This is a genomic window from Rugamonas sp. GW822-FHT03B10 (assembly GCF_058801745.1).
This window is the reverse complement of sequence record NZ_JBXANP010000004.1, coordinates 227,371-248,082: the sequence shown is the minus strand read 5'-3', so window position 1 is coordinate 248,082 and position 20,712 is coordinate 227,371. Positions and strand designations below refer to the sequence as shown.

General features: G+C 67.8%; 22 protein-coding genes. 7 read left to right on the top strand and 15 right to left on the bottom strand.

Annotated elements, in window-relative coordinates:
• The first annotated feature begins 120 nt into the window (after positions 1-120).
• Entirely contained in the window at positions 121-888 is a 768-nt protein-coding gene (locus tag AC1RQG_RS09205) for a M48 family metalloprotease (protein ID WP_493130504.1), read from the top strand.
• A gap of 64 nt (positions 889-952) precedes the next feature.
• Here AC1RQG_RS09205 and AC1RQG_RS09200 read toward each other — a convergent pair whose 3' ends face one another.
• Both AC1RQG_RS09200 and AC1RQG_RS09195 read right to left on the bottom strand, forming a co-directional pair.
• Positions 953-2,092, bottom strand: a complete 1,140-nt coding sequence (locus AC1RQG_RS09200) for an alpha/beta fold hydrolase (protein ID WP_493130502.1) — start codon at positions 2,090-2,092, stop codon at positions 953-955.
• 63 nt (positions 2,093-2,155) lie between these two features.
• Positions 2,156-2,710, bottom strand: coding sequence for a cob(I)yrinic acid a,c-diamide adenosyltransferase (locus tag AC1RQG_RS09195; RefSeq protein WP_493130500.1), 555 nt, complete (start codon positions 2,708-2,710; stop codon positions 2,156-2,158).
• Positions 2,711-2,890: 180 nt separating this feature from the next.
• On the opposite strand from AC1RQG_RS09195, the gene AC1RQG_RS09190 reads away from it, so the two are divergent.
• From AC1RQG_RS09190 to glcF, 3 genes are read left to right on the top strand one after another with little or no spacing between them, the layout of a single operon-like run.
• Positions 2,891-4,381, top strand: coding sequence for an FAD-linked oxidase C-terminal domain-containing protein (locus tag AC1RQG_RS09190; protein WP_493130498.1), 1,491 nt, complete (start codon positions 2,891-2,893; stop codon positions 4,379-4,381).
• A 10-nt stretch (positions 4,382-4,391) separates the two neighbouring features.
• Entirely contained in the window at positions 4,392-5,441 is a 1,050-nt protein-coding gene (gene glcE, locus AC1RQG_RS09185) for a glycolate oxidase subunit GlcE (protein ID WP_493130496.1), read from the top strand.
• A 9-nt stretch (positions 5,442-5,450) separates the two neighbouring features.
• Positions 5,451-6,698 (top strand): glycolate oxidase subunit GlcF, encoded by a 1,248-nt coding sequence (gene glcF, locus AC1RQG_RS09180; protein WP_493130494.1) that lies wholly within the window; start codon positions 5,451-5,453, stop codon positions 6,696-6,698.
• On the opposite strand, the gene AC1RQG_RS09175 is transcribed toward glcF, so the two are convergent.
• The 8 genes from AC1RQG_RS09175 to AC1RQG_RS09140 all read right to left on the bottom strand — a co-directional run bounded on the left by AC1RQG_RS09175 (position 6,695) and on the right by AC1RQG_RS09140 (position 13,686).
• Positions 6,695-7,096: a hypothetical protein gene (locus AC1RQG_RS09175; protein ID WP_493130493.1), complete on the bottom strand. Its 402-nt coding sequence runs from the start codon at positions 7,094-7,096 to the stop codon at positions 6,695-6,697. The two genes, glcF and AC1RQG_RS09175, sit on opposite strands and share 4 nt — an antisense overlap.
• A gap of 32 nt (positions 7,097-7,128) precedes the next feature.
• A complete protein-coding gene (locus AC1RQG_RS09170; protein ID WP_493130491.1) occupies positions 7,129-7,386 on the bottom strand; it encodes a hypothetical protein in 258 nt (85 codons plus the stop codon).
• A gap of 8 nt (positions 7,387-7,394) precedes the next feature.
• Positions 7,395-7,727, bottom strand: coding sequence for an ArsR/SmtB family transcription factor (locus tag AC1RQG_RS09165; RefSeq protein ID WP_493130490.1), 333 nt, complete (start codon positions 7,725-7,727; stop codon positions 7,395-7,397).
• 80 nt (positions 7,728-7,807) lie between these two features.
• Positions 7,808-8,293, bottom strand: coding sequence for a hypothetical protein (locus AC1RQG_RS09160; protein ID WP_493130488.1), 486 nt, complete (start codon positions 8,291-8,293; stop codon positions 7,808-7,810).
• 21 nt (positions 8,294-8,314) lie between these two features.
• Complete coding sequence (locus AC1RQG_RS09155) at positions 8,315-10,786, bottom strand: putative bifunctional diguanylate cyclase/phosphodiesterase (RefSeq protein ID WP_493130486.1); 2,472 nt, start codon at positions 10,784-10,786, stop codon at positions 8,315-8,317.
• Between the two features lie 195 nt (positions 10,787-10,981).
• Entirely contained in the window at positions 10,982-11,467 is a 486-nt protein-coding gene (locus AC1RQG_RS09150) for a glutathione peroxidase (RefSeq protein ID WP_493130484.1), read from the bottom strand.
• Positions 11,467-12,603, bottom strand: coding sequence for a PilT/PilU family type 4a pilus ATPase (locus tag AC1RQG_RS09145; protein WP_493130482.1), 1,137 nt, complete (start codon positions 12,601-12,603; stop codon positions 11,467-11,469). The genes AC1RQG_RS09150 and AC1RQG_RS09145 overlap by 1 nt, the downstream gene beginning before the upstream one ends.
• Before the next feature lie 39 nt (positions 12,604-12,642).
• Positions 12,643-13,686, bottom strand: a complete 1,044-nt coding sequence (locus tag AC1RQG_RS09140) for a type IV pilus twitching motility protein PilT (protein ID WP_493130480.1) — start codon at positions 13,684-13,686, stop codon at positions 12,643-12,645.
• Positions 13,687-13,807: 121 nt separating this feature from the next.
• On the opposite strand from AC1RQG_RS09140, the gene AC1RQG_RS09135 reads away from it, so the two are divergent.
• Both AC1RQG_RS09135 and proC read left to right on the top strand, forming a co-directional pair.
• A complete protein-coding gene (locus tag AC1RQG_RS09135; protein ID WP_493130478.1) occupies positions 13,808-14,509 on the top strand; it encodes a YggS family pyridoxal phosphate-dependent enzyme in 702 nt (233 codons plus the stop codon).
• A 14-nt stretch (positions 14,510-14,523) separates the two neighbouring features.
• Positions 14,524-15,348, top strand: coding sequence for a pyrroline-5-carboxylate reductase (gene proC, locus AC1RQG_RS09130; protein ID WP_493130476.1), 825 nt, complete (start codon positions 14,524-14,526; stop codon positions 15,346-15,348).
• A gap of 77 nt (positions 15,349-15,425) precedes the next feature.
• Here proC and AC1RQG_RS09125 read toward each other — a convergent pair whose 3' ends face one another.
• Both AC1RQG_RS09125 and AC1RQG_RS09120 read right to left on the bottom strand, forming a co-directional pair.
• On the bottom strand, positions 15,426-16,604 hold the full coding sequence (locus AC1RQG_RS09125; RefSeq protein ID WP_493130474.1) for an SO2930 family diheme c-type cytochrome: 1,179 nt from the start codon (positions 16,602-16,604) through the stop codon (positions 15,426-15,428).
• A gap of 23 nt (positions 16,605-16,627) precedes the next feature.
• Positions 16,628-17,878, bottom strand: coding sequence for a parallel beta-helix domain-containing protein (locus AC1RQG_RS09120; RefSeq protein WP_493130472.1), 1,251 nt, complete (start codon positions 17,876-17,878; stop codon positions 16,628-16,630).
• A 185-nt stretch (positions 17,879-18,063) separates the two neighbouring features.
• Between AC1RQG_RS09120 and AC1RQG_RS09115 the strand changes: the two genes are divergently transcribed.
• A complete protein-coding gene (locus AC1RQG_RS09115; RefSeq protein WP_493130470.1) occupies positions 18,064-18,363 on the top strand; it encodes a high-potential iron-sulfur protein in 300 nt (99 codons plus the stop codon).
• A 25-nt stretch (positions 18,364-18,388) separates the two neighbouring features.
• Here the strand turns inward: AC1RQG_RS09115 and AC1RQG_RS09110 are convergent, their stop codons facing one another.
• The 3 genes from AC1RQG_RS09110 to ubiA form a co-directional block, all read right to left on the bottom strand.
• Positions 18,389-19,144, bottom strand: coding sequence for a substrate-binding periplasmic protein (locus AC1RQG_RS09110; protein WP_493130468.1), 756 nt, complete (start codon positions 19,142-19,144; stop codon positions 18,389-18,391).
• 210 nt (positions 19,145-19,354) lie between these two features.
• A complete protein-coding gene (locus tag AC1RQG_RS09105) occupies positions 19,355-19,720 on the bottom strand; it encodes an ElaB/YgaM/YqjD family protein (protein ID WP_493130466.1) in 366 nt (121 codons plus the stop codon).
• A 110-nt stretch (positions 19,721-19,830) separates the two neighbouring features.
• Positions 19,831-20,685, bottom strand: coding sequence for a 4-hydroxybenzoate octaprenyltransferase (gene ubiA, locus AC1RQG_RS09100; RefSeq protein ID WP_493130464.1), 855 nt, complete (start codon positions 20,683-20,685; stop codon positions 19,831-19,833).
• Positions 20,686-20,712: the final 27 nt, after the last annotated feature.

Below are 20,712 nucleotides of genomic sequence, written 5' to 3'. Positions count from 1 at the left end.
TCGCCGTTACGACACACCTGACCCAAAACCTTGCGCCGGGGACCCGCAGGTCCTATATTGGTATAAATCGTTTATATCGGCGCATGGCTGGTGGTTGCGGCCCCGCGCGGGGAGGGCGGCATGCACCGGATTTCCTTTTGGACGGCGGTTCTGTGGCTGTGCTGCGGCGCGGCACGGGGGCAGGTGCCGGACTCGGGGCGCTGGCAGGAACTGCGCTTTTCCGAGGACGCGGTCGACAGCCAGGTCGAAGACCGCTATATCGAACGCGTGGTGGCCCTGGCCGCCGACGGCAAGCTCGATGACGACCGGGTGCTGCTGGCGCGGCTGCGCGCCATCAGCGCCGGCCTGATACGGGAAGCCGTCGCGCTCAAGCCGGAAGCGGCCCAGTGGCAGTGGGAACTGCACACCACCAGCGATCCCGACGCCGACGCCGTCTGCATGGCGGGCGGCAAAATCCTCGTCGGCAGCGCCTTCGTGCGCGAGCTGGCGCTCGACGACGGCGAACTGGCCACGCTGCTGGCGCATGAGGTGGCCCACGCCGTGGCCGAGCATGTCCGCGAAACCTTGTCCGAAGCGTTCCTGCTGGTGCGCCGGCCGCCACTGCCGCTGGACGTGCTCATGGAGCGGCTCGACAGCGACCTGTCGCTGCAAATCCGGCTGTCCGACCTGTCGACGATGCAGGAGAGCGAGGCCGACCAGCTGGGCATGGTGCTGGCCTACCGGGCCGGCTGGCCGCCGGCGGCCATGGTGCGCTTCTACGGCAAGCTGGCGGCCCGGGAACCGGCCGCGCTGATCGCCGACCATCCGGCCGCCGCTTCGCGCCTCAGCATGGCCAGGGGCATGGCCCTGCTGCTGGGCGCCGATGCGCCGTTGGCCGTGTCGCCCTGAACCGCGCGCGCTGATCGCGCCGCCGCGCTCTGCACGCACGGACTGCGCCGCCATCACTTCGGCGTCACTTTGATACCGGTGCTGCGTGCTGTTTGCTGGCCGCTTCGGGGACGTTGCCCGGTTCCGGCTTGAGCGCCCCTTCGACAGCCGCGCGTATCGACGCCATGTCGCACTGGATGGCGAAGTGGCCGCAGTCGCTGTCGAGCAAGGTCATGCGCGCATGCAGCAGCGACGCCAGCGCCTGCGCCGCGCGTGGGTTGACCAGCTGGTCCTGCCTTGCGTTGATCAGGTGGACGCGCGCCCGCACGCGGGCCGCCGCCTGTTCCAGCCCTTGTGGCCCGCCCGGCCCGGCGCCGATGTCCTGGCCCAGCAGGGCGCGGATCTGCGCCAGGTTGTCGTTGGCGTCGGGTGCTTCCGGGTCGGGCGCCACCGTCTCGTTCAGGAATTTGTCGAAATCAGCCGGTGCTGTCTTGCGCAGGCGGAAGTCGGGCGAGGTGGCGTTCAGAGCGAACACCATCTGGAACAGCGGCAGCGGCGGGTTACGCTGGTAGTCGCCGGCGGCGAAGGCGGCGTCGGTGACGATGGCCTGTTCGGCCGTGCGCCAGAACAGCAGGTCGTAGCTCGACAGGCGCGGCGTGGCCGCAATGGCGACCGCGGTATCCATGAAGCGCGGATGGCTGACCGTCCACTGGAGCGTCTGCATGCCGCCCATCGAGTAACCGACCACGGCCCGCAGGTGGTGGAGGCCTAGTTTTTCCGTCAGCAGCCGGTGCTGGCTGGCCACCATGTCGCGGATGGTGAAGGCGGGGAAGGCCTTGCCATGCTGGCTGGCGCTGTTGGACGGCGAGCACGAGACGCCGTTGCCCAGCGCGTCGACCAGGATCACGAAGTAGGGCGCCGGATCGAACAGGCCCTGCGGCCCCAGCACCTCCAGCAGCTGCGCGCTGGTGCCCGTGTGCCAGGTGGGCACCAGGATGGCGTTGTCGCGCGCCGCGTTGAGGGTGCCCAGCGTGCGGTAGCCGAGCTGGCAGTCGCGGATCACGGCGCCGCTCTCCAGCGTCACGTCGCCGAGGCGGGCGAACTGCTGGGGCGGCGCGGGCGCGGTGGGCGTTTGGGCGTGCGCCCGCGTGGTCACGGCCAGCACGGCGCCGCACAACAGCAGGGTCCGCGCGATGGCGGATGGCGAGGGGAAGCGTGATGTCATGCGATCTCCAGGCGAGGGGCGGCCGGTTCCGGCGCGCGCGGCGGAACCGGGCGAAGCGGGGTGTCAGCCGCGCTTGCGCTCGTGCTGCCACAGCACGTCGCTGCCGCCGGCAAAGCGGTTCAGCACGCGCGACAGCACGAACATCAGGTCCGACAGGCGGTTCACGTACTGGCGCGGGTGGTCGTGGATGGTCTCGGTCTTGCCCAGCGTGACGATGGCCCGTTCCGCGCGGCGGCACACGGTGCGGCACACATGCGCCACGGCCGCCGCCCGCGAGCCGGCCGGCAGGATGAATTCCGTCAGCGCCGGCAGGTCGGCGTTGTATTTGGCCAGCAGGTCGTCGAGCCGGGCCACGTGGGTTTCCGTGATCATCTGGTAGCCGGGGATGCACAGCTCCCCGCCCAGGTCGAACAGGTCGTGCTGGATCGTCACCAGTTCCTCGCGCAGGGCGTCGGGCATGGCTTCGCACAGCAGCAGGCCGATGTTGGAGTTGAGTTCATCCACGTCGCCCATGGCATGCACCCGCGCGCTGTCCTTGTCGGTGCGCGTGCCGTCGCCCAGGCCGGTGGTGCCGTTGTCGCCGGTGCGGGTGGCGATCTTGGAGAGTCGGTTGCCCATGATGATTCCTGATCCGTGAAAAGCTGTGAGGATACGCCAATTCCGCGCGCCGAAGCGCATTTCCCCCACCGGCGACGCGGCGAATTAGCATCAGCGGTCGCCATCAATTGATCGCCCGACGGGACGGCGAGGCCGTTTGTGCTTACAATCTATGCCTGTCGACACGATCCCTACGCCATCATGCAAACCGCTCCCCCCGATCCGGCCAACCTGTTCGCGCGTCGCCAGCAAGTGGCCGAGGCCCTGCGCGCCGTGCTGCCCGCGCGCTGCGTGCTGGCCGAGCCCGAGGATACCCGGCCCTATGAATGCGACGGCCTGGCGGCCTACCGCCAGCTGCCGATGGTGGTGGTGCTGCCCGACAGCGAGGCGCAGGTGGTCGCCATCGTCAACGTGTGCCGCCAGCTCAAGGTGCCGATCGTGCCGCGCGGCGCCGGTACCGGCCTGTCCGGCGGCGCCATGCCGATCGCGGACGGCGTGGTGCTGTCCACGGCGCGCATGAACCAGATCGTGCGCATGGACGCCTATTCGCGCACGGCCGTGGTGCAGCCCGGCGTGCGCAACCTGGCCATTTCCGACGCGGCCGCCCGCCACGACCTGTACTACGCGCCCGATCCCTCGTCCCAGATCGCCTGCACCATCGGCGGCAACGTGGCCGAGAACTCGGGCGGCGTGCACTGCCTCAAATACGGCCTGACCGTGCATAACGTGCTGCGCGTGCGCATGGTCGCCATCGAGGGCGAGGTGGTGGAGCTGGGCGGCGAATCGCTGGACGCGCCGGGGCTGGACCTGCTGGCCGTGTTCATCGGCTCGGAAGGCATGCTGGGCATCGTGACGGAGGTGACGGTGCGGCTGATCCCCAAACCGTCCACGGCGCGTGTGATCATGGCCTCGTTCGGCGAAGTGGGCGCCGGCTGCAACGCCGTGGCCGACCTGATCGCGGCCGGCATCATCCCGGCCGGGCTGGAGATGATGGACCAGACCTCGGCCCGCATGGTCGAGCCGTTCTGCAAGGCCGGCTACGACACCGAGGCCGCCGCCATCCTGTTGTGCGAGGCCGACGGCACGCCGGAGGAGGTGGAGGAGGACATCGCGCGCATGACGGCCGTGCTGCAGGCAGCCGGCGCCAGCGCCATCGCGGTGTCGCAGAACGAGGCCGAGCGGCTGCGCTTCTGGTCCGGTCGCAAGAACGCGTTCCCGGCCGCCGGCCGTATCTCGCCCGATTACTACTGCATGGACGGCACCATTCCCCGCAAACGGCTGGCCGAGGTGCTGGCCGGGATCGCGCGCATGGAAACCAAATACGGCCTGCGCTGCGCCAACGTGTTCCACGCGGGCGACGGCAACCTGCACCCGCTGATCCTGTTCGACGCCAACCAGCCCGACGAATTCGCGCGGGCCGAGGCGTTCGGCGCCGAGATCCTGGCGATGAGCGTGGAAGTGGGCGGCACCATCACGGGCGAGCATGGGGTAGGCATCGAGAAGATCAATTCCATGTGTGAGCAGTTCACGGCGCAGGAGCTGGAAGCGTTCTTCGCCGTCAAGCGCGCCTTCGATCCGCTCAAGCTGCTCAATCCCGACAAGGCGATACCGACCCTGAACCGCTGCGCCGACATGGGCAAGATGCGGGTCACAGGCGGGGTGCTGAAATTCCCCAATTTGCCGCGTTTCTGACGGAGTTCCTTTGCACGCCATCATCACCCAATACCAAGAACAGATCCGCGCGGCCACGGCCGCCGGCGCGCCGCTGCGCCTGCGCGGCGGCGGCACCAAGGACTGGTACGGCAACACGCCGGCCGGCGAACCGCTCGACACGCGCGCCTACAGCGGCGTGCTGGCCTACGAACCGACGGAACTGGTGATCACGGCCCGCTGCGGCACGCCGCTGGCCGAGATCGAAGCGCTGCTGGCCGAACGGCGCCAGATGCTGGCCTTCGAGCCGCCCCGTTACGGCGCCGCCTCCACCATCGGCGGCGTGGTGGCGGCCGGGCTGTCCGGCCCGCGCCGCGCCAGCGCCGGCGCCGTGCGCGACTTCGTGCTGGGCGCGGCCCTGATGGACGGGCACGGCGAGCTGCTGTGCTTCGGCGGCCAGGTGATGAAGAACGTGGCCGGCTACGACGTGTCGCGCCTGCTGGCCGGCTCGCTCGGCACGCTGGGCCTGATCATGGACGTGTCGCTCAAGGTGCTGCCGTTGCCCGTATGCGAGGCCAGCGTGCGCTTCGAACTGTCGGAGATCGACGCGCTGCGGCGCCTGAACGAATGGGGTGGCCAGCCGCTGCCCGTCTCGGCCAGTTGCTGGCACGACGGCATCCTGTCGCTGCGCCTGTCGGGCGCCGAGGCGGCCGTGGCGGCCGCGCGGCGCAAGCTGGGCGGCCAGCCGCTGGACGACGACGCGGCTTTCTGGGCCAGCCTGCGCGACCAGCGCCACGCGTTCTTCGACGGCGGCGAATTGTGGCGGCTGTCGGTGCCGCCGACCGCCAGCGCGCTGGTGCTAAAAGGGGAACAACTGATCGAGTGGGGCGGGGCGCAGCGCTGGCTGCGGGTGAGCGGCGGCGACGCGGCCGGCATCCGCCGCACGGTGGCCGCCGTGGGCGGGCACGCCACGCTGTTCCGGGACGGCGACCGCAGCGCGGGCGTGTTCCAGCCGCTGGCGCCGGCCGTGGCGGCCATCCACCAGCGTCTCAAAGCCAGCTTCGACCCGGCCGGCATCTTCAACCCCGGCCGCATGTACTGACGGAGCACCATGCAAACTGATCTCGCCGATTTCATCAAGAACACGCGCGACGGCGAAGAAGCCGACGCCATCCTGCGCGCCTGCGTCCATTGCGGCTTTTGCACGGCCACCTGTCCCACCTACCAGTTGCTGGGCGATGAGCTGGACGGCCCGCGCGGGCGCATCTACCTGATCAAGCAGGTGCTGGAAGGGGCACCCGTCACGGCCAAGACCCAGAGCCATCTGGACCGCTGCCTGACCTGCCGCAATTGCGAATCGACCTGCCCGTCCGGCGTCAAATACGGCCGGCTGGTGGACATCGGCCGCAAGGTGGTCGAGCAGCGCGTGCAGCGCCCGCTGGCCGAACGGCTCAAGCGCGCTGTGCTCAAGGAGGCTTTGCCGCGCCGCTGGGTGTTCACACCGGCGCTCAAGGCGGGCCAGTTGTTGCGGCCCTTGCTGTCCAAACCCTTGCAGGACAAGATCCCGCATGCGCACAGCGCGGGCCTGCGTCCCGCGCGCGCGCATGCGCGCAAGATGCTGGTGCTGGAAGGCTGCACGCAGCCGGGCATGGCGCCCAACATCAACAGCGCCACGGCGCGCGTGCTCGATGCGCTCGGCGTGCAGTTGCTGAGCGCCCCCAGGGCCGGCTGCTGCGGCGCATTGCGCTATCACTTGAATGACCAGGACGGCGGACTGGATGACATGCGCCGCAACATCGACGCATGGTGGCCCTACGTGGAAGGCACGGACGGTGCGCCGCGCGTCGAGGCGATCGTGATGACGGCGTCCGGCTGCGGCGCCACCGTCAAGGAATACGGCCACCTGCTGGCGCACGACGCCGCGTACGCGGTCAAGGCGGAACGTATCTCGGCGTTGACGCGCGACCTGAGCGAGGTGATACCGGAATTCGAGGAGGAGCTGGGACGCCGGCTGCGCGGCAGGATCAGCGAGCGCGTGGCCTACCATCCGCCGTGCACGCTGCAGCATGGGCAGCAGATACGGGGCAAGGTGGAAGGCGTGCTGCGCGCGGTGGGCGTGGATGTGCGCCTGTGCGCGGACAGCCACCTGTGCTGCGGCTCGGCCGGCACCTATTCGCTGCTGCAGCCGGAATTGTCATTGCAGCTGCGCGACCGCAAACTGGCCAATCTGGCGGCCACCGAGGCGCAGGTGATCGTGTCGGCCAACGTGGGCTGCCAGGCGCACCTGCAATCGGGCACCGACACACCGGTGCAGCACTGGATAGAACTGATCGACCGCGCCCTGATGTCGGGCGCTTAACGCCAGCGTTCGGCCTGTTTGACGAGGTAGTGGTCGTACACGTAGCGCCAGGGGATGATGAAGGGGAAGATCAGCACCACCAGACATTGGATGGTGTTTTCCAGCGTGGCCCCGGCCAGGCTGCCCGTTTTCCACAGCGGGTAGGCGACGGTGCCCAGCCAGATCAGCTTCCACGTCAGTTCCCACAGCAGCAGTGGCAGCATCTGCAATGGATAGCGCAGGCCCAGCACGCACAGCGCGGAGAACGCGGCCAGCATGCACACCACCACGCCCTGCATCAGTTCCCATGGCTTGTCATGGTGGATCACACCGGGCCAGATGAGGAGGCCGAGGCCCACCACAACCAGCAGGTACAGCGCTCTGAGCAGATACAACCGGATCACGGACACTTCTTTCATTTCGCTTGCTCCTTATTTCAGGGGGATGGGATTTACTCGACTTCCTTCAGCACTTTTTCCACCGTCGCCACGCGCGATTTCAGTTCGCCCAGCGCCGCATCCATGGAAGCCAGCCGGCGCGCCGTTTCCGCTTGTGCGGCGGCCGCTTGTTCGGCCAGCTGGCGGTAGGCGTTGTCGTTGGCCTGGTGCGCCTTGGCCTGCTGGATGGTGGCATAGGAGCGCATGCCGAACACCAGCACGATGGCGGCGAGCGGCAGGCAGATCGTCAAAAGATACACACTTACGGACATGATGGCCTCTACGTTTCAGTGTTATTGGACAGGGACTGCGCCGCCTGTGCGATGGCGGCCGGGGTCAGTTCGACGTCGAACGGCGCCGCTTCAAAAAATTTGAGTGCCTTGCCGTCCGGGGACAGTTCCAACTGGCTCGTCACCAGGCCCGCGTCTTCCAGCTTTTGCAGGTGCAGGTGCAGCAGCGGGCGGCTGATGCCCAGCTCCCGCGCCAGCTGGCTGACGTAGTTGCGCCCGCCCGATTCCAGCAGCGCGATGATGCGCAGCCGGTGCGGGTTGGCCAGTGCCGCCAGCATGGCCAGCAGTTGATCGCCGTCGAGTTGTACGTTTTTCGTTTTCACGTGTAAAGAATATCTTACACATGAAAATTAGGCAAGCAAATTCGCCGTGGTGTGCGCACGGCGTTGCGCGCGGGCTGTGCTCAGTGGCGCTGGAACAGCGGGCAGAAGGCGCCGTTGTCGGTCACGCTGGGGCCGGGCGTGCCGTCCGGCTTGAGCTCCTTGAGCCAGCCGTCAGGATGGGCCGGGGTGGGGCGCTTGCCGCAATTGGTGTGCACCCAGTGGATCCCCACGCCCTTGGTGTACAGCTGGCCGCACACGCCGATCCGGTCGTTGACCTGGATGGCGGTCAGCGGCGCCGGGATGCCGGCGTGGTTGCGGTCGAAGCCGGGCACGAACACGTTGTCGATGGCGACGTCGTAGATGCGGCCGTCCTGGTCCGCCTTCATGGTCAGGTGCGTGTGCGACAGCTCCACGCCTTTGCGGTACTGGCCGTGGGCAAACGCGGGGCCGCGCACCACCACGCCGGTGCGGTAGGAACCGGCGGCGGCGCTGCAAGCGGCGGCCTCGTCGGCGAGGGCGCCGGTGGCGGTGAGCAGCAGGCTCGCTGCCAGCAGGATGTGCTTCATGTCGTACTCCATAAAAGGGGATCAACCCGCCGTGAACAGCGGGATCTGGGCGCCGCCATCGGCCTGCTCGCCGTGCAGCGTGACGATGGGCGGCAGCTGCGCGGCCGCCTGCCACACGGGCGCGCTGTCGAACGCGGCCACCCAGGCCAGCACCTCGTCGGCCGGCATGGGGCGGGCGATGCCGTAGCCCTGGGCCAGGTCGCAGCCCAGCCGCATCAGCATGGCGCCATGTTCGACCGTCTCCACGCCCTCGGCGATGATGCGCATGCCGAACGAGCGCGCCAAATTGATGATGGCGCACACCAGGTGCAAGTCTTCGCGTTCCACCAGCATGGCGCGCACGAAGCTCTGGTCGATCTTCAGCGTGTCGGCCGGCAGCCGCTTGAGGTAGGACAGCGACGAGTAGCCGGTGCCGAAATCGTCGAGCGCGAAGCTGATGCCCTGGCGCTGGCAGGCCTGCATGATGGCGCGCACATGGGCCACGTCGCTCAGGGCCGACGATTCGAGGATCTCCAGTTCCAACATGGCCGGCGGCACGTCCGGGAATTCGGCCAGGATGGCGCCCAGCCGCTCGACGAAATCGGCGCGCTGGAAATGGCGGGCCGCGATGTTGACGCTCACCACCCAGTGCGGCGCGTGCGCGCGCCACGCCTGCATCTGGCGCAGCGCCTCGCGCAGCACCCATTCGCCGATGTCGACGATGATGTCGCTGTGCTCGACCATGGGCAGGAATTCCATCGGCCCCACGATGCCGCGCGTCGGGTGCTGCCAGCGCAGCAGCGCCTCCATGCCGATGATGCGGCCCGAGCGCATGTCCAGCTTGGGCTGGTAGTGCAGCCGCAGCTGGCCGGCGCGCAGCGCCGCGCGCACTTCCGTGCGGCGGTTGTGGTGGGTGCGCACCTGCTCGTCGAGGTCGGCGTCGAAGAAATGGACGCGCTTGCGGCCCGTGAGCTTGGCCTGGTACAGGGCCTGGTCGGCCTGGCGCAGCAGGTGGTCGGCGCTGGCCTCGCTGCCGGTGTAGATGGCCACGCCCACGCTGGCCGACATTTTCACTACCTCGCCCACGCACAGGTAGTCGCGTTCGAGCGCCGTCATCAGCCGTTGCAGCAGCGGGGCGATGGCGGCCCGCTCGCCCAGTTCCGGCAGCAGCAGCACGAACTCGTCGCCGCCCAGCCGCGCCACGTACTGCCGTTGTTCGGCCTGTTCGTGCAGGCGGCTGGCCACCTGCGTGAGCAGGGCGTCGCCGACGGCCTGGCCCAGGCTGTCGTTGATGTGCTGGAAGTGGTCGAGGTCGAACAGGCACACGGCCAGCCGGTACCGGCCCTCGCGGGCGCGCGCGAGCTCGTGTTCGAAGCGGGCCGCCAGCGCGCTGCGGTTGGGCAGGCCGGTCAGCACGTCATGGTTGCTTTGCCACGACATCTGCTGGATCAGCTGGCGCCGCTCGCTCACGTCGCGGAACACCAGCACCATGCCGTGCACGGCGCCGCTGGCCGAGCGGATGGCGGCGGCCGTGTATTCGATGTTCGACAGCGCGCCGGACGGGTGGCGCAGGGCCTGGTTGGCCATCTTGACGGCGTCGCCGCCGGCGCAGATGGCGTCCGTGGCCTTGAGCAGCGTGTGCTGGCCGAAGTTATTGGCCAGCACGAACACCTGGTGCAGCTCCATGCCGCGCGCCTGCTCCTCGCTGCGTCCGGTGAGCGCCTGCGCCACCGCGTTGACGGTGGCGATGCGGCCGGCCGTGTCGGTGGTGATGACGGCGTCGCCGATCGAGGCCAGCGTCACCTCGATGCGCTCCTTCTCCTCGCGCAGTTGCTGCTGGCTGCGCCGCAGCGTGTGCACCAGCGCGGCCACCTTCTCGGCCATGTTGTTGAAGGTGCGCGCCAGCGCGCGCGCCTCCAGCGTGCCGCGCACCGGCATGCGCACGGCGTAGTCGCCGTTCTGGAACCGGTCGGTGGCCAGTTCCAGCCGGCGCAGCATGCGCTGGTTGAGGCACACGAGCAGGCCCAGCAGCGCGTAGATGATGGTGATGTTGATGGCCGAGATCACGGCTTGCTGGCGCACCGTGTGCCACACGGCGTTCAGCGGCGCGGTGGGCGCGAAGCGCAGCGCCAGCGTGGCGCGCGGGACGATGGTGCGCTCCACGGCCAGCGGCTGCACCGTGCCCAGCGCGGCGAACCAGGCCGGGTGCAGCACCGGCGCGGGCGCGGCGCGCAGCGCCTCCAGATGGCCGCCGGGGTAGTCGAGATGGACGTCGGCCACGTCGGCGTTGAGCAGCAGGGCGCCGGCCAGGGTGGCGTCGAGCGCGGCGCGGTCGCGCGTGGCCAGCGCCGGTTGCAGGGCCGTGCTCAGATAGCTTTCCAGCTCGCGCGCCTGTTGCCGGTAGCGGGCGGCGGCCGCCTGCGATTCACTGTCGACGAGCAGCGTGTAGCGCACGCCCGTGACCACGGCGATGATGACGAAGATCGGCAGGAACAGGCGGGAGTAGGTTCCCATCTGCATCCAGCGCGACAATAGTTTCCCCAGCAGCGGCATAGGTGGTCGATCTCATCCGGCGAATTAATCCACACTCATTATTACCGAAAAGTTAATCCACCAGCATTTTATTTTGCCGTTTGTAAAGATATTGCCACGACAGGCGGCGTGGCCCGGCCAGTCGCTTGCGCTTTGCAAGCAATGGCGGGCCGATCGCTATTCGGCCAGCAGTTTTTCGATGTCGGCGATCAGCTCCTCCGGCTTGGTGGCCGGCGCGTAGCGCTTGTAGACGGTGCCGTCCTTGCGCACCAGGAACTTGGTGAAGTTCCACTTGATGCCCTCCGTGCCCAGCACGCCCGGCGCTTCCTTCTTGAGCTGCTTGAACAGCGGGTGGGCCTGGCTGCCGTTCACGTCCACCTTGGCGAACATGGGGAAGGTGACGCCGTAGTTCTTCTCGCAGAAGGCGCCGATCTCGTCGGCCGAGCCCGGTTCCTGGGCGCCGAACTGGTTGCACGGGAAGCCCAGCACCACGGCGCCCTTGTCCTTGAATTGCTCGTACACGGCCTCCAGCCCCTGGTACTGGGGCGTGAAGCCGCACTTGCTGGCCGTGTTGACGATCAACAGCACCTGGCCCTTGTACTGGCCCAGGCTGACGGGCTTGCCGGACAGGGTGTCCGCTTCCAGGTCGAAAATGGTGTGCATCAGATGATCCCCAAATGTTCAGTGCCGGCCGACAGGTCGCGCGTCTTGGCGGCCTTGCCTTCGAGTTTGATGGACAGCCGCAGGTCGTTGACGGAGTCGGCGTTGCGCAGCGCGTCCTCGTAGGTGATCAGGTCGGCCTCGTGCAGGTCGAACAGCGACTGGTCGAAGGTCTGCATGCCCAGTTCGCGCGACTTCTTCATCAGTTCCTTGATCTCGTGCACCTGGCCCTTGAAGATCAGGTCCGAGATCAGCGGCGAGTTGAGCATGATCTCGATGGCCACCACGCGGCCCTTGCTCTCCTTGCGCGGGATCAGGCGCTGGGAGATCATCCCTTTCAGGTTCAGCGAAAGGTCCATCAGCAATTGCTGGCGGCGTTCCTCGGGGAAGAAGTTGATGATGCGGTCCAGCGCCTGGTTGGCGCTGTTGGCGTGCAGCGTGGCCAGGCACAGGTGGCCCGTCTCGGCGAAGGCGATCGCATGGTCCATGGTCTGGCGGTCGCGGATCTCGCCGATCTGGATCACGTCGGGCGCCTGGCGCAGGGTGTTCTTCAGCGCCACCTCCCAGTCCTCCGTGTCCACCCCCACTTCGCGCTGGGTGACGATGCAGTTCTTGTGCGGGTGGACGTATTCGACCGGGTCCTCGATGGTGATGATGTGGCCGTAGCTGTTCTCGTTGCGGTAGCCGACCATGGCCGCCAGCGTGGTCGATTTGCCCGAGCCGGTGGCGCCCACCATGATCACCAGGCCGCGTTTGGCCATCACCACGTCCTTCAGCACCTCCGGCAAGCCCAGGTCCTGCAGCTTGGGGATCTCGCTGGTGATGGTCCGCAGCACCATGCCGACCGAGCTCATTTGCACGAAGGCCGAGACGCGGAACCGTCCCAGGTCGCCGGGGCTGATGGCGAAGTTGGCCTCCTTGGTCAGCTCGAAGTTGGCGGTCTGCTTGTCGTTCATGATGGAACGGGCCAGATCGGCCGTGTGGGCCGCCGTCAGGGCCTGGGCCGAGACGGGCGTCATCTTGCCGTCGATCTTGATGGCGGGCGGGAAGCCGGCCGTGATGAACAAGTCCGAGCCCTTCTTGCTGAGCATGAGGCGCAGCAGGTCGAACATGAATTTTGATGCCTGGTCCCGTTCCATGGTGACCGCTCCTTTTCACGTGCGGGGTGAGTGCGCCGGTCAGCCGGGGAAGTTGTCGGGCGTCTTGGCGGCCGAACGGGCGGCGGCCGACGAGATGACGTTGCGCCGCACCAGGTCCGTCAGGGTCTGGTCCAGCGTCTGCATGCCCATGTTGCTGCCGGTCTGGATGGCCGAATACATCTGGGCGATCTTGGCCTCGCGGATCAGGTTGCGGATGGCCGGCGTGGCCACCATGATCTCGTGCGCGGCCACGCGGCCCGAACCGTCCTTGGTTTTCAGCAGCGTCTGCGAGATCACGGCCTGCAGCGATTCGGACAGCATGGCCCGCACCATCTCCTTCTCATCGGCCGGGAACACGTCGACGATACGGTCGATGGTCTTGGCGGCCGACGAGGTGTGCAGCGTGCCGAACACCAGGTGGCCCGTCTCGGCGGCCGACAGGGCCAGGCGGATGGTTTCCAGGTCGCGCAGTTCGCCCACCAGGATCACGTCCGGGTCCTCCCGCAGCGCCGAGCGCAGCGCGTTGTTGAACGACAGCGTATGCGGCCCGACCTCGCGCTGGTTGATCAGGCACTTCTTCGATTCGTGCACGAATTCGATCGGGTCCTCGATGGTCAGGATGTGGCCGTACTCGTTCTCGTTGACGTGGTTGACCATGGCCGCCAGCGTGGTCGATTTGCCCGAGCCGGTGGGGCCCGTCACCAGCACCAGGCCGCGCGGCTTGAGCGACAGCTCGGCGAAGATCCTGGGGCAGTTCAGTTCCTCCAGGCTCATGATCTTGGACGGGATCGTGCGCAGCACGGCCGATGCGCCCCGTTCCTGGTTGTAGGCGTTGACGCGGAAGCGCGCCAGGCCGGGGATGGCGAACGAGAAGTCGCATTCGAGCATCTCCTCGTAGGCCTTGCGCTGGCCATCGTTCATGATGTCATAGATCATGCCGTGCACGTCCTTGTGCTCCAGCGGCGGCAGGTTGATGCGCCGCACGTCGCCATGCACCCGTATCATGGGCGGCAAGCCGGCCGACAGGTGCAAGTCCGAGGCCTTGTTCTTGACGGAGAATGCCAGCAGTTCTGAAATGTCCATTTATAATCCCTGTGCCTGTTGTCGGGCGCGCGTCGGGACGGCGCACCGGCGCGGCGTTGTTCAGCCGCGTTGTTCAGTCGAACTCTTATACTGTCCGCATACCACGGTTTCCTCATTGATTATGTCCACAATCGCCCAGAACTTGCAAGCCATAGCCGGCACAATTATTTCCGCAGTACAAGAAGGCGGCCGCCCGGCGGACGCCGTCCAGTTGCTGGCCGTGTCCAAGACCTTCGGCCCGGAGGCAGTGCTGGAAGCGGTGCGGGCCGGCCAGCGCGCGTTCGGCGAGAACTACCTGCAGGAAGCGCTCGACAAGATCGCCGCCGTGGCCAGCGGCGCGCCCGGCGTGGCGCTGGAATGGCATTTCATCGGCCCCATCCAGAGCAACAAGACCCGGCCCATCGCCGAACATTTCGACTGGGTGCACACGGTGGACCGGCTCAAGATCGCCCAGCGCCTGTCCGAGCAGCGTCCGGCCGGCATGGCGCCGCTCAACATCTGCCTGCAGGTGAACATCAGCGGCGAAGCGAGCAAGAGCGGCGTGGCGCCGGGCGAGGTGGCCGCGCTGGCGGCGCAAGTGGCGGCGCTGCCGAACCTGCGCCTGCGCGGCCTGATGGCCATCCCCGAGCCGGCCGCCGATTACGAACAACAACGGGCGCCGTTCGCCCAGCTGCGCGCGCTGCTTGAGCAGCTGCGCGCTGGCGGCCTCGCGCTCGACACGCTGTCGATGGGCATGTCGGCCGACCTGCGCGCCGCCGTCGTCGAAGGCGCCACCATCGTGCGCGTCGGCAGCGCCATATTCGGATCACGCAACTACCACTAAGACGAGAGATACACATGAAGATTGCATTTATCGGCGGCGGCAACATGGCATCGGCCCTGATCGCGGGCCTGGCGGGCAAGCTGACGGCCGGCCAGAACATCCACGTGGTCGACCCCAACGGCGCCGCGCTGGACCAGCTGCGCGCCAGATTCGGCGTGACCACGGCCGGCGCCGCCGGCGCCGAGCTGGCGGGGCGCGACGTGATCGTGCTGGCCGTCAAACCGCAAAGCATGCGCGAAGTGGCGGCCCAGCTGCTGCCGTTGCTGGACCAGACCACGCCGCCGCTGGTCCTGTCGATCGCGGCCGGCATCCGCGCCGCCGACCTGTCGCGCTGGCTGGGTGGCTACGGCGCCATCGTGCGCTGCATGCCCAACACGCCGGCCCTGATCGGGCAGGGTATCACGGGCATGGTGGCCACGGCCGGCGTGAGCGCCGCGCAGAAGGACGCCGCCGACGCCATCCTGAAGGCAGTGGGCCAGACCGTGTGGCTGGACGACGAGGCGCAGATCGACCCGGTGACGGCCGTCTCCGGCAGCGGCCCCGCCTACGTGTTCTATTTCATCGAAGCGATGCAGCAGGCGGCGGCGGAGCTGGGCCTGAGCGCGGAGCAGGGCAAGCAGCTGGCGCTGGCCACGTTCACCGGCGCGGCGCAACTGGCCGCGCAGTCCGACGAGCCGGTGTCGCTGCTGCGTGAGCGCGTCACGTCCAAGGGCGGCACCACCTACGCGGCCCTGACCAGCATGGAAGCGAGCGGCGTGAAGGACGCCATCATCGCGGCCGTGAAAGCGGCGGCCCAGCGCGGCAAGGAGCTCGGCGACGAGCTGGGCGGCGCCGCCTGATAAAACCGGGGTCAGGTCATGCCGTCCCGCAAGATGCGCGCATCTTGCGGGACGGCATGACCTGACCCCGGTTTTTGTTATTGGCCGCAGCCGGGCGGCATGGCGGCGATCCAGGCGCGGATCAGGGCCACGCCCTCGGCGTGCGCGGAGCCGCGCCCCAGTTCCGGCATCATCACGCCTGTCTCGGACGAGGCGAGCCGGTACAGCATGATCGAGTCGTCCGGCTTGCCCGGCACGATGTCGTATGGCCGGCCGCCCGTGCCGGCGCCGGCCGCCACCGGCGGCTTGCACAATCCCAGATGCAGGTCGGCCGGCGCGCCGATGTTCAGGTGCAACGCCGTGGTGTTGGCCGCGCCCCGGTCGTTGTGGCAGTGGGCGCAGTTGATGTCGAGGTAGGCGCGGGCGCGCGCGTCCAGCGTCTGCTTGTCGTCGCGCCAGTTGGCGTTGCGCGGCGCCGCCTGCGGCGCGGGCGCGCCCGTCAGGTAGCCGATGCGGGCCAGGTAGGCGAGCTGGTTTTCCGTCACGCCGTCGTGCGTGACCTCGCGGTTCAGGTGGCGCGCCTTCGGGCCGAGCGGCTGGAACTGGCGCGTCTTCAGGTCGGCCACGTGGCACGAGGCGCACTGGTTCACGTTGGGCACCACGTAGGTCAGCGGCCGGTGGCCGCCGTCCTCATGCTGCACGTCCAGCGCCACCTGCTGGCCGGTGCGGGCCAGCACGGCGTCGGTCTGCCCGGCGTTCCACACGTAGGGCAGGGCGATCCAGCCCGTCTTGCGGCGCACCAGCAGCCGCGTCTCGACCAGCCGCACGTTGGCCAGGTCCAGCCGTTCGCCGCCGTTGCGGCTGCTGTCGTAGGTGGCCAGCACGGCGTCGGGCTTGCCCCCGCCGGCGCCAACGCCCCCGCCCGTGCCCGGCTGGCGCGGATAGAAGAACGTCTTGGAGATGATGGTGCCGACCGGGAAGTCGAACGCGGCGTCGGCCTGGTAGCCGGCGCTGGCGCCCTTGGGCATCCACAGCGTGCGCAGTTTCTGGGCGTAGTCGGTGAACAGCGGCGTGTTCAGGTCGTAGGGGACGACGCCGTTGTTGAGCACCAGCCGGCCGCCTTCGGCCGCCATCAGATGCCAGTCGCTCAGGTGTTGGGGATTGCCGTCGGTGATGAAGTCGACGGGCGGCTGGCCGCGCGTGCAGGCCGTCAGGGCCAGCGCGCACAGGGACAGGGCGGCCGCGCGCCAGCGGCGGCCTATCGGGGCGAACGTCATGTGTGTTGCCTGTTTGCTGGGGTTCAGGAGGCGGCCGACAGTTGCGGGATGGCGACCGGCGGCAGCTTGGCCAGCTGGCAGCGGTAGGGCGCCGTGTCCTTGTTCGGGTTCTGGTATTTGTGGGGGCCGTCGGCGTTGAGCACGTCCACGCCATCCTGGATGCAGATACGCGCTTCGGGCGGCAGCCTGCCGTTCACCAGCAGCTTGGTGTCCACGTAGCCGTCCCACAGCACGTCGGGCAGGTGGCCCGTCAGGCCGTACATGGCCAGCTTCAACGCTTTCAGATCGAGGCCGTCGGGCGAGTCGCCGCCGCCGTGGAAGCGGTTGCCGTACACGAAGATGGCTTTCGGATAGGGATCGTAGCCGGCCGACACGCCTTTTTCCGTGTAGTAGCCGGTCGAGTGGTAGCTGGAGATGATGACGTTGGCGGTCTGGTTGTCGGTGATGTCGTTGTCGAAGATTTCCACCTTGGAGTTGGAATTGATCACCACGCCCGAGCCGGCCGGCACGCTGGCCACGGCCGTGCCGCGCGCGGCGAAGTTGCCGAGGTTGTTCTTGTCGACCTTGTTGTGGAACACGCGCGTGGCGTAGCCGGCCTGCGACAGGTTGGGCATGTTGAACACGAGGATGCCGCCCGTGTTGTTGGTGGCCACGTTCTCATACACGTCGGCGTTGATGGTGTTCTCGATCTCGATGCCGGCCACGTTCTGCTCGGCGCGCGAGCGGCGCACCACCACGTCGCGCGACTGGCCCACGTAGATGCCGGCGTCGGAGGCGGCGATGGCCACGCAATCCTCGATCAGCACGTTCCGGGTCTTGACCGGGTAGATGCCGTAGGCGCCGTTGCTGACCTTGGAGCCGCCCGTCCATTGCACCTTGACCTTGCGGATCGTGATGTGGTCGCCGTCGTTGATCTTCAGGCCGTCGCCCTTGCTGTCCTCGATGGTCAAGCCTTCGATGGTGAAGTCGCTGGCGTACACCAGCATGCCTTCCGGCCCCGTCACCTGGCCCTTGAACGACAGCACGGTCTGGTCCATGCCGGCCCCGCGCACGGTGACGCCGTTGGCGCGCAGCGTGAGGCCGCTGCTCAGGTGGTAGTGGCCGGCCGGGATGGTGATCACGTCGCCCGGTTTGGCGTCCAGCAATTGCTCCTGCAGGTGTTGCTGGAAGGCGGCGTCGGCGCTGGCGCCGGCCGTGGTGTCGGCCGATTTGCCGCATGACGTCAACAGGCAAACGGAACCGCAAAGCGCGAGCGCGCCCAGTGCCTTGTGCATGAAACTGTCCCCTTGTTTTTTATTGGTGTGCAGAGTACGGCTCTGGCAGTATAGCCGTGGTCCGCCGCTTTGCAACGCTGATATTGGACATTCGTCCTGTTTTGTTGCGGGGACGACACCGGCCCGCCGCGGCGGCGGCCGGCGGCCGGTAGTATCATGGCGGCTGAACAACATCCGGAGGCACCATGGGCAACCGCAGAATCTTCATCATGCAAGCCGTCGCGGGACTGGCCGCCGCCGGCCTGGGCCGGCTGGCCGTGGCCGACGAGCGCACCCTGCTGCGCGAGGACGAACCCAAGGCGGTCGAGTTCGGCTACGTGGCGCAGACGGCCCGCGTCGACCAGGCCAAATTCCCCGAGCACCAGCCGGATCAGCAATGTTCGAAATGCCAGATCTACGAGGATGGTCCCGATGGCAAGGGCGGCTGCCCGCTGTTCCCCGGCAAGCTGGTGCTGGCCGGCGGCTGGTGCAGCGCCTTCAGCTGAGCGGCCGGGGGGGGCGCCGGGCGCGCTAATCGTCGCCCAGGTATTTCTGGTAGATGGCGTTGTAGCGCCCCGTTTCCTTCAAGTGCCTGAGACCGGCGTTGAAGTCGTCGCGCACGCGGCTGTCGCGGAACACGGGACGGTAGTCCATGGGGTTGAGCTTGACGAAGCTGTGCTCCTCGGTCGGTCTGAGGGGCACGCCGTGTTCGCGCTTCAGTTGCAGGGTGAAGTATTTGAAGATGTTGCGGTCGCTGAGCACCAGGTCGTAGCGGCCCTTGTCCAGCGTGAGCACCTGCAGCGCCTGGTCGTTCTGTTCGAAGTACAGGCCCGCGTCCTTCACCGGCCCCAGCCAGGCCGGGTAGCGCTTGGCCGCGCCGGCGAAGGCGATCACGCGCAAGCCGCGCAAGTCCTGCGGTTGGTGGATCACGAGGTGGCGTTCCTTGAGGCTGATGAACACGTTGTCGTACAGGACGGCGGGGTCGCCATAGACGCCGCCGGCCGGCGTCAAGTCCTCGCCCAGGTCGGTCATGGCCGCGTCCACCACCCGGCCCTTGAACGCGACGGGCACGCGGGCGAACGGGAAATACTGGGGCCTGAGCACATGGCCACGGTAGGCCAGGGCCTCGCCGATCACCTCCAGTTCGATGCCGGAGTTCGTTTCGGGAAAGCAGAACGGGGGGATCTTTTCGCCGAAGGCCATGCGCACCTCCACCGCCCGGGCCGGTGTCAGCACGGCGCAGGCCGCCAGCACAATGAGCAGACGATAGGGCGAACGAGGCGGCATGTAACTCCATTCCGGAAGTGGCGCGCAGACGACCGCGCGACGCAGCGCCATTATGGCATGGTGGCGCGACGCCACCCGCAACCGCGACGACGGCGTGTTGCGCCGGTACCCGGCGGGCGGCCGCTGTCGCGGCGACCGCGTCAAGTACCATCGGGCTGAATCGCGGCCGGCCGCACCGGCCGGCCGCCGCGCCGCGGCGTGCCTTGCCGCCTAGCGGCGCGCCAGCAGCAGGCCGGCGATCACGCCCACGGCCGCGCCCAGGCCCACGGCCTGCCACGCATGGCCTTTGACATAGCCATTGGCGGACTGGGCCGCCAGTTTGCCGCGCGCGCTCATGCTGTCCTGCAGGCGCAGCAAATCCGTCTTGGCCGTGCGCAGGGTGTCGTCGAAGCGGGCCTGGGCTTCGCCGGCGTTGTGGGCCGCGTTGCGTTTGGCTTCCTTGAGCCAGCTCTCGGCGTCGCCGATCACCAGCTTCAGATCGTTCATCAGTTTTTCGCGCGCCTCGTGGTTGGCCGCTTGCCCTTGCGCCACGTTGCCGTTGACGGCGCCATTTCCTTGCTGCACAGTTTGTTCCATGATGGTCACTCCTTGTTCAGGTGGATCACGACATCGTGAAATGCCCAGTGTATAAGTTGCTGCGCGGACGGCGCTGTGCGCCAGATCAAGCGCGTGCGGAACGCGGGTGCTTAGCGCAGCGCGTAATCCAGGGCCACGCCGGCGAACACCGCCGCGCCCAGCCAGTTGTTGTGGCGGAACGCATGGAAGCAGGCGTCGCGCTCACGGCCCCGTATCAAGGTGTAATGGTACGCCGCTATGGCGGCCGCTGCCAGCAGTCCCGTAACGAACCACGCGCGCAAGCCCAGCAGCCAGCCGCAGGCCAGCAGCAGCGTCAGGTTGGCGCCGTAGCAGAACATGACGGCGGCCACGTCGTGGCGGCCGAAGGTGATGGCCGAGGTCTTGATGCCGATCTTCAAGTCGTCGTCGCGGTCCACCATCGCGTATTCGGTGTCGTAGGCCAGGGCCCAGAACACGTTGGCCACCAGCATCACCCACGCCAGCGGCGGCACCGTGCCCTGCACGGCGGCGAACGCCATCGGGATGCCGAAGCCGAACGCGATGCCGAGGTAGGCCTGGGGCAGGGCGAAGAAGCGTTTGAAGTAGGGGTAGGTGGCGGCGATGATCACGGCGGCCACCGACAATTGCTTGGTCAGCGTGTTGAGCGGCAGGATCAGGCCGAACGAGAGCAGCGCCAGCGCGGCGGCGATGGCCAGCGCCTCCTTGCCGCTGACCCTGCCGCTGGTGATGGGACGCTGGGCCGTGCGCTTGACGTGCTTGTCGAAATCCTGGTCGGCGTAGTCGTTGACGGCGCAGCCGGCCGAGCGCATCAGCAGCGTGCCGAGCGAAAAGATCAGCACCAGCTTCCAGTCCGGCTTGCCGCCCGAGGCCAGCCACAGCGCGCTCAGCGTGGGCCACAGCAGCAGCAGCGTGCCGATCGGTTTATCGAGGCGCAGCAGGCGCGCGTACAGCTCCAGCTTGTTCATGGGGGCGATCCGTTGCAGGACAAAACG